The 17,034-nt window shown below is 66.6% G+C and carries 18 protein-coding genes; 13 read left to right on the forward strand and 5 right to left on the reverse strand.

Annotated features, from left to right (window positions below):
- Positions 1–16: 16 nt before the first annotated feature.
- Together VGN58_RS15255 and VGN58_RS15260 are read right to left on the reverse strand one after the other, a co-directional pair.
- Positions 17–2,281 carry a glycogen debranching N-terminal domain-containing protein gene (locus VGN58_RS15255; protein WP_327484028.1) on the reverse strand — a complete coding sequence of 755 codons (2,265 nt, stop codon included), beginning with the start codon at positions 2,279–2,281 and terminating at the stop codon, positions 17–19.
- A gap of 3 nt (positions 2,282–2,284) precedes the next feature.
- Complete coding sequence (locus tag VGN58_RS15260; RefSeq protein ID WP_327484029.1) at positions 2,285–3,247, reverse strand: TIGR03885 family FMN-dependent LLM class oxidoreductase; 963 nt, start codon at positions 3,245–3,247, stop codon at positions 2,285–2,287.
- A gap of 107 nt (positions 3,248–3,354) precedes the next feature.
- Between VGN58_RS15260 and VGN58_RS15265 the strand changes: the two genes are divergently transcribed.
- Positions 3,355–3,744 carry a sensory rhodopsin transducer gene (locus VGN58_RS15265; RefSeq protein WP_327484030.1) on the forward strand — a complete coding sequence of 130 codons (390 nt, stop codon included), beginning with the start codon at positions 3,355–3,357 and terminating at the stop codon, positions 3,742–3,744.
- Positions 3,745–3,864: 120 nt separating this feature from the next.
- A complete protein-coding gene (locus VGN58_RS15270; protein ID WP_327484031.1) occupies positions 3,865–4,731 on the forward strand; it encodes an SDR family oxidoreductase in 867 nt (288 codons plus the stop codon).
- Here VGN58_RS15270 and VGN58_RS15275 read toward each other — a convergent pair.
- Positions 4,708–6,135, reverse strand: a complete 1,428-nt coding sequence (locus VGN58_RS15275; RefSeq protein WP_327484032.1) for a sensor histidine kinase — start codon at positions 6,133–6,135, stop codon at positions 4,708–4,710. The genes VGN58_RS15270 and VGN58_RS15275 overlap by 24 nt on opposite strands.
- Before the next feature lie 235 nt (positions 6,136–6,370).
- On the opposite strand from VGN58_RS15275, the gene VGN58_RS15280 reads away from it, so the two are divergent.
- Positions 6,371–6,805, forward strand: a complete 435-nt coding sequence (locus VGN58_RS15280) for an RES family NAD+ phosphorylase (RefSeq protein ID WP_327484033.1) — start codon at positions 6,371–6,373, stop codon at positions 6,803–6,805.
- Between the two features lie 43 nt (positions 6,806–6,848).
- Here the strand turns inward: VGN58_RS15280 and VGN58_RS15285 are convergent, their stop codons facing one another.
- Entirely contained in the window at positions 6,849–7,439 is a 591-nt protein-coding gene (locus VGN58_RS15285; protein ID WP_327484034.1) for a hypothetical protein, read from the reverse strand.
- Positions 7,440–7,646: 207 nt separating this feature from the next.
- On the opposite strand from VGN58_RS15285, the gene VGN58_RS15290 reads away from it, so the two are divergent.
- Together VGN58_RS15290 and VGN58_RS15295 are read left to right on the forward strand one after the other, a co-directional pair.
- Positions 7,647–8,951, forward strand: coding sequence for a sigma-54 dependent transcriptional regulator (locus VGN58_RS15290; RefSeq protein ID WP_327484035.1), 1,305 nt, complete (start codon positions 7,647–7,649; stop codon positions 8,949–8,951).
- Positions 8,945–9,142, forward strand: a complete 198-nt coding sequence (locus VGN58_RS15295) for a hypothetical protein (RefSeq protein WP_327484036.1) — start codon at positions 8,945–8,947, stop codon at positions 9,140–9,142. The genes VGN58_RS15290 and VGN58_RS15295 overlap by 7 nt, the downstream gene beginning before the upstream one ends.
- 21 nt (positions 9,143–9,163) lie before the next feature.
- Here VGN58_RS15295 and VGN58_RS15300 read toward each other — a convergent pair whose 3' ends face one another.
- Positions 9,164–9,469, reverse strand: coding sequence for a hypothetical protein (locus tag VGN58_RS15300; RefSeq protein WP_327484037.1), 306 nt, complete (start codon positions 9,467–9,469; stop codon positions 9,164–9,166).
- A gap of 228 nt (positions 9,470–9,697) precedes the next feature.
- Here VGN58_RS15300 and VGN58_RS15305 point away from each other — a divergent pair, with 228 nt between their 5' ends.
- The 8 genes from VGN58_RS15305 (at position 9,698) to VGN58_RS15340 (ending at position 17,031) form a co-directional block, all read left to right on the forward strand.
- Positions 9,698–10,666 carry a BON domain-containing protein gene (locus tag VGN58_RS15305; RefSeq protein ID WP_327484038.1) on the forward strand — a complete coding sequence of 323 codons (969 nt, stop codon included), beginning with the start codon at positions 9,698–9,700 and terminating at the stop codon, positions 10,664–10,666.
- Positions 10,667–10,739: 73 nt separating this feature from the next.
- On the forward strand, positions 10,740–10,988 hold the full coding sequence (locus tag VGN58_RS15310) for a hypothetical protein (protein ID WP_327484039.1): 249 nt from the start codon (positions 10,740–10,742) through the stop codon (positions 10,986–10,988).
- Entirely contained in the window at positions 10,985–11,323 is a 339-nt protein-coding gene (locus VGN58_RS15315; protein ID WP_327484040.1) for a hypothetical protein, read from the forward strand. Before VGN58_RS15310 ends, VGN58_RS15315 begins: the two co-directional genes overlap by 4 nt.
- Positions 11,324–11,472: 149 nt before the next feature.
- Positions 11,473–11,652, forward strand: a complete 180-nt coding sequence (locus VGN58_RS15320; RefSeq protein ID WP_327484041.1) for a hypothetical protein — start codon at positions 11,473–11,475, stop codon at positions 11,650–11,652.
- A gap of 53 nt (positions 11,653–11,705) precedes the next feature.
- On the forward strand, positions 11,706–12,473 hold the full coding sequence (gene otsB, locus VGN58_RS15325) for a trehalose-phosphatase (RefSeq protein ID WP_327484042.1): 768 nt from the start codon (positions 11,706–11,708) through the stop codon (positions 12,471–12,473).
- Positions 12,470–13,870 carry an alpha,alpha-trehalose-phosphate synthase (UDP-forming) gene (locus tag VGN58_RS15330; RefSeq protein WP_414710830.1) on the forward strand — a complete coding sequence of 467 codons (1,401 nt, stop codon included), beginning with the start codon at positions 12,470–12,472 and terminating at the stop codon, positions 13,868–13,870. The genes otsB and VGN58_RS15330 overlap by 4 nt, the downstream gene beginning before the upstream one ends.
- A complete protein-coding gene (locus tag VGN58_RS15335; protein ID WP_327484043.1) occupies positions 13,867–14,919 on the forward strand; it encodes a glycosyltransferase family 4 protein in 1,053 nt (350 codons plus the stop codon). The genes VGN58_RS15330 and VGN58_RS15335 overlap by 4 nt, the downstream gene beginning before the upstream one ends.
- Positions 14,920–14,922: 3 nt before the next feature.
- The gene (locus VGN58_RS15340; protein ID WP_327484044.1) at positions 14,923–17,031 is read left to right on the forward strand and encodes an amylo-alpha-1,6-glucosidase; all 2,109 of its coding nucleotides are present in this window, start codon (positions 14,923–14,925) and stop codon (positions 17,029–17,031) included.
- The last annotated feature ends 3 nt before the right edge of the window (positions 17,032–17,034 follow it).

A 17,034-nucleotide genomic window follows, 5' to 3' on the forward strand; every position in this document is an offset into this window, starting at 1 on the left:
GGAGCGGCTCGCCGGCTCAGGGTGCGTCCGGCACGCCGCGACGCACCCGCAGCCGTTCGTCGCCGCCTGTCACGTCGAAGCGGGTCGCTCCCGTGTCGTCGCGGACGAAGTCGATATCCACCGACGCCCGACCGACCCGCAATCGTTGCAAACGCAACTCCGGCAACCACTCCGGCAGGGCGGGATCGAGCCATAACGTGTCATGGGGTGCATCCGCGCGGATGCCGAGCAGGGCCTGCAACAGCACGACCGGTGTCGATGCCGACCACGCTTGCGGAGCGTTCGCCGCCGCATAGATGGCGGGGAACGGATGCATCGCATCGCGGGCGTGTCCGGTCACGCACTCGGGCAGGCGTTGCCCCTCGCACAGATCGGCCAGCTGGAACTGGGCCAGGCACAGCCGCTGGCACGCCTCGACGAAACCGTAGCGTCGCAGGCCCAGGGCAAACGGCCCGTGCTCCACCGGCCAGATCGTGCCGACATGGTAACCATGCGGGTTGTAGGCGGGATGGTCCGAGGACAGGGTCCGGATCCCCCATCCGCTGAACATGTCCGGTGCGAAGGCGCGCTCGACGATGCGTCGTGCAGTGCCAGGCTCCACGATTCCGCTGGCCAGGCACCGCAGCGCGTTGGAGCCGACCGACGCGATCGGCCTGCCCCGAGCATCCAGCGCCATCGCGAGGAACCCGGTCTCCTCGACCCAGAAGTGTTCGTTGAACCGGCGCTTGAGCGCCTCGGCCTGCCGGCGCAAGGTCTCGGCGTCGTCGCGCCGACCCACGGCCTCGAGGACGTCTGCGAAGTCGCGCTTGGCGATGTAGGCGATCGCCTGCTCTTCGCAGGTGGCCACCGGCTGCCCGACGACGTTCCCCTCCCTGTCGACGACCGATTCGGACGAGTCCTTCCACGTCTGGTTGTCCAGGCCTTGCGATGAGCGTGTACGCACCGCGTAGAAGGGGCCCGGCACCTGCAGGGCCTCGTCGTCGAGCCAGCGCAGCGCGCGTATCGCCGCATCGACGAACGGTTGCACGCGCGCGGGGTCGCCCGTCCATTGCCACAGTTGACCCACGACGAAGGGGAACAGGCTGGACGACGTCAGGCTGCCGTAGTACCGCGCCGTCGGCCGCTCGTTGAGGCAGGCCGCTGGCTCGAGCCGTGCCTCGTGCAGCATGCGTCCGGGCGATTCGTCGCGCCAGTCGTCGCGCCGCCTGCCCTGGGTCTTCGCCAGCTCGTTGAGGCCGCCGCGCATCAGTTCGTCGCCCAGCATCGCCGACTGCCATCCCGTGGTCAGGATGTCGCGTCCGAACGTGGCCAGGTAGGCCGGCACGCCCGCACCGACGGTCCAGGCATCAGCGTCGTCCAGACGCGGCATACGCAGCGCGTGCAGATCGCGCTGCGCACGACCGAGCAGTCCGACGACGTCCACGTAGGCCGCGCGACACACCGACCGTGCATCGCCCACCGACAGCGACGTCTCCAGCCACGTCGGTTGCACACGTTCCTTCAGCGAGGGCGAGGCGCGCCCCGGACACGGGGGTGCGTCCAGCACCCCGCCATCCCGTTCCACGCTCCACGCCAGGCAGGCATGCCATTGGCCGCGCGGCGGAAGCGCCACACGGAAGCGGATCCGGTGCGACTGATCGGGCGATACCACGCCTTCGGCCGGACGATCGACCTGCAGCCGCACCACCATCTCCACACGCCGCACCTTTCCGTCGCGGGGATCGGTCCGGCGCGCCCGGTAACGCCAGCGCCGATCCACCCGATCGGCGGTATCGGCCATCACGCAGGTGCTGCGACCCCTTCCGGGAGACACGTTGCCGGCCTCGTCCTGTCCCACGAAGTCGGCGCCGGCACGTAATTCGAGCACGAAGGAGACGGGATGGCCGGCGTGGTTGGTGATGCGGACATCCTCGTGCAGCCCCTCGCCGACCACACGCACGACGAGCACCTCGATGCCCTGTTTGGCGGCGTTGGCACGCGGGTCGCCGTCATCGTCTCCGGACGCAGGCACCAGGTAGTAGCCATGCCACTGATCCTGGCGCGCCGCCGACAGCGATACCGGCACCAGTCTCCGCCCGCCCGCCCGCCAGGCATGCGTACTCAGTACGCGGGTGCCGCGGACGAACAGGCCGAGGTCCTCGTCCGGATGTATTTCGCCTGCGGCATCCACCACCAGCGCCGTCTCGCCGTGGCTGACGATGTGTCGATGGGGCCGCGCACGCAGATTGACCAGCCCCCGATCATGACGGGGATGGTCGGCTGAGGCACCGTGCGTCGTCATCGATCAGCGTCCCAGCGCCGGCAGCACATGCCTGCCGAACACATCGATGAAGTCTGCCTGCCATCGATTGACATTGTGGAGGTGGATCCCATCGATGCCCATCGCCAGGTAACGCGCAAGCGTGTCGACATGCACCTCAGGGTCGGCACTGATGTGGACCGCATCCTGCACCTGTTCGATTCCGATATCGCGCGCTGCGTGCTCGAAATCGCGGATCGTCCGCAATTCTTCGGTCGCGCGGGCCGTCAGGGCGTTGCAACGCCACTGCTCGAGCGCGCCATCCCGCGCAAGCGCTTCGGTCGCTGCATACGACAGCTTGACCTGCAGATGGACTGGCTTGCCCGCACCGCCGGCGCTGCGGAAGGCCGCCAGGATGTCGGCCAGCGGCGCTGCAGGCGTGCCGATGGTGATGAGGCCATCGGCCCATCCCGCTCCCCAGCGCGCGGTATCGGGGGTCAGCGCAGCGACGTGGACCGGCGGCGTATGCGCGGGCCGGCTGAACAGCTGCGCGTCGCGCACGGTGAAGCTGCCCTCGTGGCTCACGCACTCGCCGCGCCAGAGTGCGCGCATCACGTCGACCGCCTCGCGCAGGCGAGCGTTGCGTCGGGATTTTGAGGGCCAAGCGACGCCGGCGGCATGCTCGTTCAGGGCTTCCCCGCTACCCGCACCCAGCCAGAAGCGATTGCCGAACATGCATCCTAGCGTGGCCACTGCCTGTGCGATGACGATGGGGTGGTAGCGGCCCACCGGCGCGTTGACCACGCCGAACGGCAGGGACGTCCGCGCCATCGCGGCGCCCAACCAGGTCCACGCATGCCCGCTCTGGCCCTGCGCACGACTCCAGGGATGCAGGTGGTCCGAGCACATCGCGGTCTTGAAACCCGCCTGTTCGGCCCTGGCGACCCACGACAGCAGCTCCGCGGGGGCGAACTGTTCGTGCGATGCGTGGTAGCCGATCAGTGCCATGTCGCGACAGTAGACGACGCGACTGTCGTACCGGTGTGAACCACCGATGCACATTCTCCTCACCCGCGCGACTGCAGCCTGCATGCGTCCTGCGATGGAGCCGATGCATGTCGATACCCGTGGACCACGGCCCCCTCGGCCACACCAGGTGGGTGATAGCCGAGGGCTATCTGCCGGACCGAAGCCATGGTCCGGCTCCCGAGCTGGAAAGCCACGAAGCGTGCTGCATCGTCAACACAGGCGATACGGATGCGCAGATCGAGATCACGATCTACTACACCGATCGCGAACCGGTGGGGCCTTACCGGCATACGGTACCTGCCCGGCGTACGCGGCACCTGCGCTACAACGATCTGACCGACCCGGCCCCGCTGCCGCGCGCGACGCCGTACGCGAGTGTGGTGGTCGCCAGCGTACCGGTGGTGGTGCAACACACCCGGCTGGATTCGAGGCAAGCCGAGAACGCGTTGATGACCTCGCTCGCCTATCCCGCGTGATGGTCACGTCGATCGCGCATCGTTGTGCCGCTCCGCCGTCACGTGCGCGGGGTCCATGTTCGCATTCTCTTCTCGCGCGCTGCGGATACTGATCCTTCACCTTCCGGACGAGACACCACGATGACGGTCCCCGACTATCCGAAGCCGCCCTTCAAGCCACAGCAGCAGTCGTTTCCTGGCAAGACGAACCGCATGGATCCACGCCCGGACCATGGTGAGGAGAGCTACATAGGACACGGGTTGCTGGAGGGCAAGAAGGCGCTCATCACCGGCGGCGACAGTGGCATCGGCGCAGCCGTGGCCATCGCCTTCGCCCGGGAAGGCGCGGATGTGGCCATCGTCCACCTGCCGTGCGAAGGGGAGGACGCCGATCGCATCGCCACCCTCGTGCGCGAGGCCGGACGCAACGCGGTGACCTTCGCCTGCGACATCAGCGACCCCGCGCAGGCCGAGCGCCTGGTGCAGGAAGCGGTGTCCTCGCTGCAGGGTCTCGACATCCTGGTGAACAACGCGGCCTACCAGAAATACTACGAGTCCTTCGAGGAAATCACCCTGGAGGAATGGGAAAAGACGTTCGCCACCAACGTGCACGCGGTCTTCAATCTGGTCAGGCTGGCGCTGCCGCACCTGGCGCCAGGCGCAGCGATCATCAATACCGCCTCCGTGCAGTCCAAGAAGCCCGGCCCCAACATCCTGCCGTATGCGGCCACCAAGGGCGCCGTCGCCAACCTGACCATCGGATTGGCGGGTATCCTGGCCGACAAGGGCATCCGCGTGAACGCGGTGCTGCCGGGTCCGATCTGGACCCCGTTCATCCCCGCCGGTATGTCCGAAGAGGAAGTCACCGAGTTCGGCGCGCACGTGCCCATGGGACGGCCCGGGCAGCCGGCCGAACTCGCTTCGGCCTACGTGATGCTGGCGGCCGACACGGCGAGCTACACGTCCGGTACGTTGCTTACCGTGTCAGGCGGCTCCGTGACGCTGTGACGCCACACCGTCGAGCATCTGGTCCAACGGCACTTCCAGTCGGCAGTGAACGCCGTCCCGCGTGATCGCGTACGACGTCCGCGCCATCAGTTGGTGGGGCAGCGCCTGCTCGATGAGCTCGCGGCCATAGCCTCCCGATGTCGCATAGTCCGCAGGTTCGCAGGACGCCCCGACCTCCCTCCAGTCCACATGCAGCGCGTGCCTGCCGTCTTCGCACGGCAGCACGCTCCAGTGGATGGACAGACGGCCATGCTCGCAGGCCAGCGCGCCGTACTTCACCGCATTGGTCGTCAGTTCGTGCAGCGCCAGCGCCAGGATCTGCAGTGCGGAAGAGCGCAGCTGAACACCCAAGGGCCCCTGCACGTCGACCCGGCCGTGGGCGATGCCGTGGGCCTGCAACTCTTCCCCCAGCAACTGATCGAACGTCACCCGGTCGCCCTCGGGCAGGCGCGACAACAATCCCTGCACGCGTGCCACCGCCGACAGCCGTTCGAGATAGAGAGGCTGGAATTGGCCCAGCGATTGGCTCTCGCGGAGCGTCCGGATCGAAATGGACTGCACGACGGCCATCAGGTTGCGCGTCCTGTGCTGCAGCTCGGCCATCATGACCTGCATGCGGTCCGCGTTTTCGCGTTCCCGCGTGGCATCGTGGCTGATGCCTCCGATCCGCACGATGTCGCCCCGCTCGTTCCGGATGGGGAACTGGGTATTGCGCATCCAACGCAGGCGAGTGCTGCCTTTCTGAAGGGTGCGGTATTCGCTGATCACGCGCTCGCCCGCCCTCACGCGCTCGATATCGGCGAGCAGCGCCGCATGATCTTCCGGCACGATCAGGTCGAGCCAGCGCGCCAGTGCCGGGTGTGCCAGGAGGACGCAGCGATCCTCCCCGTAGATCGTGTCGAAAGCGGGACTGAGATACTCAAGGGCCAGCGTGGTCGCGTCGCGGACCCAGAGGACATCGGAGGACGCATCCCCGAACTGGCGGAAGCGCGCGTCGCTTTCGCGCAACAGGCGCTCGGCTTCATGCTCGTCGGTGATGTCCTCCATCACCCCGATCATCCGCACCGCGTTACCGGCGTCATCGTAGAAGAACAGTCCGCGTGCCGCACAGTTGCGCACTGCCCCGGTGGGCCACTGGCACCGGAACCGGTGCGCATAGTCGGTGCGCTGCGCACGCGCTTCTTCAAGGACGCGGATCGCCTCTTCGCGGTCATCGGGATGGACGCGATCCAGCCAGGCCTGGAAGCTTGGAATCACGGCGCCGGGACTGTAGCCCTGGATGCGGTAATGCTCGTCGGACCAGGTGACCTCACCGCTCCGGATATCCCAGTCCCAGGTCGCCAACCCACCTGCTTTCAACGCCAGCTGCAGCCGCTCGTTGCCTTCCGTCGTTCCAACGTCCATCGAGCCTCCACGATCAAGCCTCCCGATAACATCAGAGACGGGATCCGGAAGCACACTATTCAGGCTGCGACGTCACGCGAGCGTGAACGGGCGGCAGGCCAATGCGGAACGGACATCGCGCGGCTGGCTCTGCGCTACCGAAGCCACGCCCACAGACCGCATCCACATCCTCCATGTAGCCGATACCGTAGCGTGCGAGCCCCCAACTCCACTTTCCCCATCCATGGACACCATCATGGCTTTCCAGATCGACCAGCAGGACCGTCGCGAGGACCTGTTCACGCCGACCTGTACTCCGGCACGCTGGACCAGTGGCCGTTGCCCCGCCGTCTACGCTTCCTGTGCCGCGTCCACCGCACTGCTCGAGTTCCTGGTCCACCAGGAGCGTGTGCCCAGTACACTGTGCTGCGGGCGTCTGGCGCTTCGCGCTGACGCGATAACGACGCTCGACGTGTTGCCAGAAGGCTGGAATGACTGGCCATACCGTCCCGAAGTACAGCAGGTGGGTGATGACTGGCTGGCTTCGTGCCAGGCGTTGGCGCTGCGCATTCCCAGCGCGGTAGCGCCAGCCTCGTTCAATCTCCTCTTCAATCCCCGGCACCCTGCCTATCGTGAGTGCGCGCTGCAGTTCGTCGAGACATTCCATGCGGACGAACGGCTCCGGCGATAAGGAAGCGCCACTGTGGATGCCGTGCGCGACGCGGCATGACACATCAGGGTCGATTCACATGGTCGGGGCGCGTGTCATCCGCTGACGGTGGATCACGCTCCGTCGGATTGTCGGCGCTGACCTCGTGTTCCAGCGCGTCGCCTGATGGCGACACGAGGTGCCATGTTCCCCAACGGTCCTGCACCCCGTGTCCCGAGGTGCGTCCTGCACCGGCGTCCCCGGCATAACGGTAGAGCGGATGACCGCCGTACGTCAGCTGGGTCTGTCCGTCTGCGCGCTCGAGCCGTCCCATCAGCGATGGCTGGACGCCGGTCTCGGCCTGGGCGGACGCGGACATCACCGGTGGCCAGGCGTGTTCACAGGTCGCATCGCATTGCGAGCCATCGGTGTTGCCTTCCACGAAATACATCGAGGCACCGCTGCCGTCCACCAGATAGGAAGGACTTCCACGGGAGAGGCGAAGCGTCGCCGGTCCTTGTGTGGATACGCTGGCAGTGCCATCCGCCGCCGCTGCAGTTGCGGGCGCCGGGCGCTCGGTTCTCGTCGACGGTTCCACGCGATCCGTCTCATCGGGTTGGCAAGCTGCCAGCATCCACAGGCCGGGGACAGCAAACATCAGAGTGGTGAGTCGCATGGCGGTTCCTTGAAACGCGTGCGTTCCGGGATGTGACGCAAGACACATGCCACTTCGTGAAGCCGGCGCATCGGGTCATGGAACTGCGATGCCGTGAAATTTCTTCACGATCGCGCAGATTTTTCCTGCATCGGTCCGTCCACGATCCCATCGCACCGAAGTAACGCCTCGTGCGCTATACGGTCTGACGGTGACAGGAGATGTTCCGTGCTAGCACCAACGCTTGCCATTGTTGATGACGATCAGGACTTCAGTGCCTTCCTCGCCCAGGTAGCGCGCAGCAGGGGCTTCGATACCCATCGCTTCCACAGTGTCGCCGAAGCGTGTCCCTGGCTGGCGCGACACGACGCCGATCTCACCATGCTCGACATGGCGCTTCCCGACGGGACCGGTCTGGACGTGATCGCCCGGATGCCGAACGCACATTCCGGACAGATCGTGTTCGTGTCGGGCACTGAGGACCGCGACGAGATCCGTCGCGCGGTCGCCACGCCCGCCACCCGCTTCATCGGCAAACCGCTCCGTCCGCAGGAACTGGATCAACTGCTGCGGCAGACGCTGTCGCAGTTCGAGCTTCGGCAGCACGCGAGGCAAGCGCAGTCCCACCTTCTGGTCGGGCACAGCGACGTCATGGGCAGCGTGCGGGAAGACATCGCGCGCGTTGCCCCCACCGCGCTGAGCGTGCTGATCACCGGCGAGACGGGTACCGGCAAGGAACTGGCCGCGCGTGCCATCCATGCCCAGAGTGGCCGCGCCGGCAAGCTGGTGTGCGTGAACTGTGGGGCCATTCCCGGCGAACTGCTCGGCAGCCAGCTGTTCGGCCACGAGCGCGGTGCATTCACCGGCGCAAACGCACGCCATCTCGGTGTTTTCGAGCAGGCGCAGGGCGGGACGCTGTTCCTCGATGAAATCGGCGACATGCCTGCATCGCTGCAGGTCTATCTGTTGCGCGTGCTGGAGACCGGCCACTTGGTGCGGCTCGGTGGCAACGCCGAGATTCCCGTCGATGTCCGCATCGTGGCGGCGACCCATCGGGCCGAGGGTGCTGTGGGAGGCCTCCGTCCCGATCTGTACTACCGGCTGGCGCGCTATCCGATCACGCTGCCTCCGCTGCGCGTGCGCGGTGGCGACATCGGCCTGCTCGCGCAGCGCTTCGTCGAGGCGATGAACAGGGAAACCGGCAACACGAAGGTGCTGGCACCAGATTGCATACCCCTGCTCGAACAGTATCCCTGGCCCGGTAACGTGCGCGAACTGCGCGCGGCCACGGAGTACGCGTATCTGCGTCAGGAGGGCCGCGAGGTACATGTGGTGCCTCTGCAGCATCTGCCGGATATGGCGGATGCTGACGAGCTTCGCTTCCGGGTCGGCATGACGTTCCAGGAGGTCCAGGATCGGCTACTGGACCGGACACTCGCGTTTCATCAAGGCGACAAGACCGCGGCGGCACGGAGCCTGGGCGTCAGCGTCAGGACCGTCCACAACCATCTGGCGAGAAGACGCTCGTGCTGAGCGGCCGACGCCTGCACGCACTGCGCAATGAGCTGAACGTGCTGGCCGTCGGCCTGCTGCTGCTGCGGCGCGAACTGGAATACAGCGACCGGCGTGAGGTGCATGAGGCGCTGGACCGAATGGAGCGTGCGCTGGGGCGTTGCGTGGACCTGCTTGCGGTATCGGATACGGGACCACCGCCCGCCGGCTGAGCACCTTCAAACGATGGCCAATCATGGCTCCCGGTGCGAAGCCTCGGTCGCCTGTTCCGTACGCTGCGAGTTGTTATCGACATCCACGCGCTCGTCGCAGCCATCGCGCCCCTCGCCGCTACAGGCCGGCCTGTCCGGCGTGCGGTAACGCGGCATCCTGTCGGCTTGGGCCGATGCGTCAGCACCGGTGTCGACGATTTCACCGGGCGGAGAGCCCACCACTTTGCTGTCGCCATCGACCGAGGGATCGTCCCGTCGGTCGCAGCCTGTCGAGCCGACACCGAAAAGCGCGAACAGCACGATGATGGCGTGGTGTCGGATGTTCATGTGTGGATTCCATCTTTTCTCAGGTGGGACATGCCACGCAATCACCATGCCAACACCCGAAACGGCTGCTCCCTGGTCGTTGGATACCAACCCCAAGAAAGATGTTCATTGGGCTGAAACATCTGCCTGCATTCACGTGCCGAATCCGGCCCTCGTCGCGTTCTCGGCCGCATCGGGACTGGCACGCACATTGCGTAACCCTACATACGTGCCATTGGAGAAGCGTAGGTGGACAAACATGTAGGAACCGAATTCAAGGCCGCCATCGGCGATCTGCAAACCCTGGGGGCGCGCCTGCTCGACGAGAGCCGCGCCTGGTGGAACAACCGGAGACACGACATGAGCCGTTACGAAGAAGACCAGCAGCGCCACGCGGTGTATCGCACCGGGGGCGACGAGGAGGCCGCAGACCGAGGCAGAGCGCGCGGCTCGCGCACATGGACGGAACACAGCGATCGCATGCGCGACGAGGCTCCGTTCCGCGGTGCGGAGAGCGCGAGGCAGGGTCGCCGTGCGCCGTTCGGGCCGCAACCCGGACGCGAACCAGACCTGCAGGACTATGCCGGGTATGCGGAGACATCCTCCCGGTCGGGTGCGGGCCGATCCTACGCACGCGAGCAGTATGAGAACGAGGGCGGCTTCGATGCCGACAGCCAGAACGCAGGGCGCGCCGGCATGCCGGGACATGGCAGTGATTCGCTTGGTTATCGGACGGGCTACAGCCAGGGCCGGCATGGTTATCGCCGTTCGGCGGACGCGGATCTGGGCGTCAGCGGCTACGGCCAGCCCGAACGTGGTCAGGGTGGATACGGTCAGTACGCCGGTGCCGGCGTCGACCGTTATCGCGGACGGCAAGGAGAGGACGACTACGGCGGCTTTCGTGGCCACGGGCCGAAGGGTTACCGCCGTTCCGACGAACGGATCGCCGAGGATCTCAACGAGCGGCTGACGGAAGACGCATTGCTGGATGCCAGCGGTATCGAGGTAGAGGTGAGCGATAGCGTCGCCACGCTTCGGGGTACGGTCGAAAGCCGCTGGATGAAGCATCGCGCGGAGGACATCGCCGATGGCTGCAGCGGCGTGCGCGATGTGTGCAACGAAATCCGCGTTGCGGGCGCGCAGCCTCGGACGTCGGTGCGTTCCGATGCGGCCGGTACGGACGAGACGATCGAGGACAGCAACGCATCATCGCCATGAGCGGAGCCGTCGGCAGAACAGGAGTGACGCCCGTGTGGGGCGCCACTCCATCCAGAACTGAAAGGAGTACCTCATGAACCGCTGCGATGTTTGCGGAAATTCCTATGACAAGGCCTTCACGATCGAGCAGCAGGGCCGACGCGGCACCTTCGATTCGTTCGAGTGCGCCATCCACGCGTTTGCGCCCTCGTGCGACCACTGCGGTTGCCGGATCATCGGCCACGGTGCGGAAAGCGACGGCCGCATGTTCTGCTGCGCGCATTGCGCCGAGGCGAGCGGCGAGTCGGGGATGGTAGATCGCACTGAGGGGGCCCGGGCATGACCAAGGCACTTCCCGCACGTCTTCCCGACTGCTTCCGCTGGGTCGAGGACAGCGATGGACGGCATCGCCTCATGCTGGAGAACGTCGACATTCTCGAGGTGCGCCGGCAGCGCATGGGGTGGGTGGTGGAGATCCGCGTCCAGAAAGGGTCGGCGCTGTCGCCGCCCCAGGTCATAGCAGTACGATCACCTGCAGCCGGCATCCGATGGGGCGCACGCTGGAGCAAGGCGCGGGCGCCACAGCTTGCGGCGATGGTCGCGACCCGCCGGCGCTATGCGCCCCGTCCGCAACCGAAGGACGCATCCCGGCCAAGTTCGCCTTCGGCCCCCTCGTGATCCTTGTGCGGCGAATACTGGTGTAGCTCGCCGGATGAGCCGGGGTGCAGTGTGCATCCCCGGCTCTCTCAATGCATGCAGCAGTCCTTCGGGCCGCCCGTTGCTCCCTTGCACTCCACTCCTTCACGTTACCGACGCGGAGATTCGACATGACCCGGGATCGTAAGGATCCGCCTGCGCCCGACGAGCCTCGCACTGTCCGGGAGACGGAACGCCAACGCCGCGTGCGCGAAGACCACGCGAGCGACAACCAGGACGAGGCACTTGAGGAAACCTTTCCGGCGAGCGATCCGGTCTCGCCGTTCATTCCCGCGAAAGCGCGGGATTGAGTTTTACATCCGGCTCCACGCCGGTATCACGTGCGGCCCCCTAGATTGGGGTCATGAGCCAGAACGAAGGCGATCGATCTCCTCCTCCCCCGCGCGATGACTGGGCGCTGTTCCTCGATGTCGACGGCACGTTGACGGCGCATGTGGCGCGGGCTGACGCGGTGGTGTTGGAGGACCGTGTTCGCCAGGTAGTGATGCGGTTGCAGGATCGTCTGGGTGGCGCGCTGGCATTGGTGACAGGTCGGAGCCTGGCTGCCCTCGATGCGCTCATGCGGCCACATGTGCCCGCCCATGCCGCCTGCCTCCACGGCGTTCAGCAGCGACCCGGCGCATCCGACTCACGTTTTCCGCCCGTGGCGTCAACCTGGGTGGAGGAAGCGGTCAGCCTTGCGGATCGATATCCGGGCGCCCTGGTCGAAGCGCATGGCCCGTGCCTGTACCTGCATTGGCGCGCCGCGCCGGCCGCGGCCGATGCGATGACCGCGTTTGCACGACGTTTCGAAATCGATATGCCAAGCCACCGGTTGCACATCGGGCACCACGGGATAGAGATCCGTCCCGACGGCATGGACAAGGGCATGGCGATCGCCGACTTCATGCGCCGCGCGCCGTTCGCCGGGCGCGTGCCGGTGTTCGCCGGCGACGATCCGGCGGACGAGCCCGGTTTCGTCGCTGTCAATGCACTGGGTGGAATCAGTGTGCGGGTGGGTGAGGAACGACGCGCCAGCGCAGCGCGCTTCACGCTGCGCAACCCACAGGAGGTGCTGCACTGGCTAGCGGAAGAAGCATGCGGAGCAGACCGACAAGGAGAAAGGAAGTGAGCAGACTGTTCGTGGTATCCAATCGCGTGGCGCTGCCGGGCGCAGTCCAGGCCGGTGGCCTGGCGGTCGCGCTTCACGGCGTGCTGAAGGAGCGTCGTGGCGTGTGGTTCGGATGGAGCGGCGAGTTCGGTGATGGACCTTCCCGCGTACAGATCGGCGACGGCATCCGCTTCTGCCTGATCGACGTACCGGAGGATGAGTTCGAGGGCTATTACCACGGGTTCGCCAACCGCGCGCTTTGGCCCCTGCTGCACTACCGGGTGGACCTCATCCATTTCGACCGCAGCGAGTACGCGCGCTATCTCGCCGTCAACGAGCGCTTCGCCGACGCGCTGTCACGCGAGCTGCGCGGCAACGACGAGGTCTGGGTCCATGACTACCACTTCATCCCGCTTGCATCTGCGCTGCGGGCGCGCGGGCTTGGCCAGCGCATCGGATTCTTTCTGCATATTCCACTCCCGTCATGGGATGTGCTGTGCATGCTGCCGGATCATCGCGAGCTGTTCTCCGCCCTCGCCCACTACGATGTGGTCGGGGTGCAGACCCAGGCCGACGCGGACAACCTGCAGCGCTATTTCGACGCGATGGGGATCGACGCGGGCACATGCACCATCGAGGCATTTCCCATCGGTATCGATGCCGCCCAGGTTGCCCGCGATGCGGTCTCGGCCGCCGGCTGCGAGGCGGTGGCGGCGCTGCGCCGCAGCCTCGAGGATCGCCGCCTGGCGATCGGCGTGGACCGGCTGGATTATTCGAAAGGACTGCCGGAACGCTTCCAGGCGTTCGCTTCGTATCTCGACGCCCATCCCGACGATATCGGGCGTCTCACCTACCTTCAGATCGCACCGCCGAGCCGCGGTGACGTTCCCGAGTACCGCGACCTGCGTGAGCAGCTGGAACGCTTCGCCGGCCATATCAACGGCCGCCTGGCACGTCCCGACTGGACGCCGATCCGTTACGTCAATCACTGCTACCCGCATGATGTGCTCGCCGGCTTCTACCGTGCCGCGGACCTGGCGCTGGTGACGCCGCTGCGGGACGGGATGAACCTGGTGGCCAAGGAATACGTGGCGGCGCAGGATCCGCGCGATCCCGGCGTACTGATCCTCTCCCGCTTTGCCGGCGCGGCCCACCAGCTGGGAGATGCACTGTTGGTGAACCCGCACGATATCGACGAAATGGCCGACGCGATCGCCCGCGCGCGTGGCATGCCGCGCGCCGAGCGCCAGGCACGCTGGTCCGCCATGCACGACACGCTTCAGCAAAGCAGCATCGGCGCGTGGGCGGACGGATTCCTGGCACGTCTGGAGGCGGGCGCCGGGCCCATGCCCGCATCCGTTCCTCGCGCGCTTCCGCACATGGCCGTGCGTGCGCTGGGCGAAGGGGTGGCCTCATGAGAATCGCGCAGATCTCGCCCCTGTTCGAGTCCGTCCCGCCCCAGCTGTACGGCGGTACCGAACGCGTGGTGTCCTATCTCACCGAGGCCCTGGTCGCACGCGGGCACGACGTCACCCTGTTCGCCAGCGGTGATTCGGTCACTGCCGCCAAGCTGGTCAGTCATCGCGACGTCGCGCTCCGGCTCGATCCTGCGCCCCTGAAGTCCGCCGTCGCAGCCCACCTGTCGATGCTGCACGGCATCCGGGAAGTTGCGGACGATTTCGACGTACTGCATTTCCACATCGACCTGTTGCCCCTGCCGCTGTTCGACGACATCGCCGACAAGTGCGTGTTCACCCTGCACGGGCGGCAGGACAAGCAGGATCTGCCGCAAGCGTACCGGCGCTGGTCCACGTTCCCGCTGGTGTCCATCTCGGACCACCAGCGCAGGCCGATCGCATGGGCCAACTGGCAACAGACCGTCCTCCACGGCATGCCGTTGTCCGTGCTGCGTCCGCCTTCCGCTCCGCGCGGCGATTACCTGGCGTTCCTCGGCCGCATTTCGCCGGAGAAGCGGCCGGACCGCGCGATCGAGATCGCCCGTCTGGCGGGCCTGCCGTTGAAGATCGCCGCCAAGGTCGACGCGGCCGACAAGCGCTATTTCCACGAGGTCATCGAACCGATGCTCGCCGGCGGCGGGGTGGAGTTCATCGGCGAGATCGACGATGCGGGCAAGCCCGAGTTTCTGGGCAATGCGGCCGCACTGCTCTTTCCGATCGACTGGCCCGAGCCCTTCGGCCTGGTGATGATCGAGGCGATGGCCTGCGGGACGCCGGTGGTCGCGTGGCGCGAAGGTTCCGTGCCCGAAGTCATCGACGAAGGCCGGACCGGCTTCGTCGTCGATACGATTGCCGGGGCGGTCGACGCGATCGAGCGGTGTCGACAGCTGGATCGCGCGGACGTCCGCGCTCGATTCGAGCAGCGCTTCGACGCGCAGCGCATGGCGGCCGACTACGAGCGTCTCTACCTGCGGATGGTGGAGGGTGCGCCTCGCCGGATGAAGGCCTGACCGATGGAGGGCGCGTCCGCACCACTTGCCCGCTATGTGCTCAAGGACGGCGACAGCTTCCTGGTCGCCGATGCCATCGGCAACGTCGTGGCGCCGGCGGAAGGTTTCTTCGTCCACGATACGCGCATCGTCTCGCGTTACGAAATGCTGCTGGGCGATCAGGCGCCGGCCCTGCTCAGTTCGGCGGTGACCCAGGACAATGTGCTGTTCGTCGCCCACCTGACCAACCGCGCGCTGTCCGCGATCGACGAGATGGGCGCACCGGAAGGCCTCATCCATATCACCCGCAGCCGGTTCCTGTGCCGACAGCGGATGTTCGAACGGATCACCTGCACCAATTACGGCAACCGTCCGTCCCGCCTGCCACTGCGGTTCCGGCTGGATGCCGACTTCGTCGACATGTTCGAAGTGCGGGGCAGCCGGCGCGCCGCCCGTGGGCGCCTGCTCGGACCGGAGAGCGACGAATGGGGCTATGCGTTCGGCTATGAGGGGCTGGACGGTGTGCAGCGCACCTCGACCGTGCTGTTCTCACGACCACCGGCGCAGGTGGAGCCGGGCTGCATCGAATTCGTCCTGGTGCTGGCACCGGGAGCGCAGGAGGAGCTGTACACGGAGATCGGCGTGGAGCGCGAGGCGGCTCCTTCCCGACAGCGCTACCGGGATGAAGCATCGGATGCGCGAAGGCACATGCGCCGCCGGCAACGTCGGGGAGCACGGGTTTCCAGCAGCGGGCCCCTGTTCGACCAGTGGATGCGCCGATCCCGCTCCGATCTCGCGCTGCTGACCAGCGAACTGGATACGGGGCCCTACCCCTACGCCGGCATTCCCTGGTTCTCCACGCCGTTCGGGCGCGATGCGGTGATCACCGCCATGCAGACCCTATGGCTGGATCCCGGCCTGGCCAAGGGCGTGCTGCGTTTCCTCGCCGAGCATCAGGCCAAGGAGGAGTCGCCCTTCCTCGACGCTGCGCCCGGCAAGATCATGCACGAGACGCGCAAGGGCGAGATGTCCGCACTGAAGGAACTGCCCTTCGGCCTGTACTACGGCGGCGTGGATACGACACCGCTGTTCATCGCCCTGGCGGGCGCCTACCTGCGGCGGACCGGCGATCTGCAGACCGTGCAGGAACTCTGGCCGGCACTGCTGGCCGCCATGCAGTGGATCGAGCGCGTATGCGACGCCGATCCGCGTGGCCTGCTGGTGTACTCCCGCGCCAGCGACCGCGGCTTGGCCAACCAGGGCTGGAAGGACAGCGGCGATTCGGTCTTCCACGCCGATGGCCGGCTCGCCGAGGGACCCATCGCGCTGGTCGAAGTACAGGGCTACGCCTATGCGGCCATGCGCACGATGGCCGAGTTGGGTGAACGCTGGGATTCCCGCGCCTCGGAACACTGGACACGGCGGGCGCAGGAACTTCGGGCCACGGTGGACCGCCTGTTCTGGATGGACGACGTTCGCTATTACGGTCTGGCGCTGGATGGCGAAGGCGCGTTGTGCGCGGTGCGCACCAGTAATGCGGGCCATCTGCTGCAGTTCGGCCTGGCGCCTCCTGAGCGCGCGCTGGCGGTTGCGGAGCAACTGATGTCGCCGGCGTTCTTCACCGGCTGGGGCATCCGCACCGTGGCGCGCGGAGAAGCACGCTTCAATCCCATTTCCTACCACAACGGCTCCGTGTGGCCGCACGACTCCGCGCTGTGCGCCAGCGGCCTGGCGGCCAGCGGCGTCCGCGGTGCCGCGACCCGGCTGTTGCGTGGCGCCTTCGAAGCAGCAGTCCACTTCGACATGCGCATGCCGGAGCTGTTCTGCGGATTCGCACGCACGCAGGGTGCGCCGCCCGTCGCCTACCCCGTCGCCTGCCTGCCGCAGGCGTGGGCTGCGGGCTCGGCCTTCATGCTGCTGCAGGCATGCCTGGGCGTGCAGGTGGACGGCGCTGCCAAGGCGATCCATGTGCATCGTGCCGAGCTGCCGTTCGGCATCCAGGACGTCACCATCCACGACGTCGCCGTCGGCGAGCAGCGTGTCGACCTGGTGTTCCGTTCCGAAGGCGGACGCGTGTCCGCCTTCGTCGAGCGCGACCCCGAAGGTCTGGTCTCGTTGCAGGTCCGGAACTGAGGT

Origin of the sequence: Pseudoxanthomonas sp., from assembly GCF_035999195.1 — a bacterium.
GTDB lineage: Bacteria > Pseudomonadota > Gammaproteobacteria > Xanthomonadales > Xanthomonadaceae > Pseudoxanthomonas_A.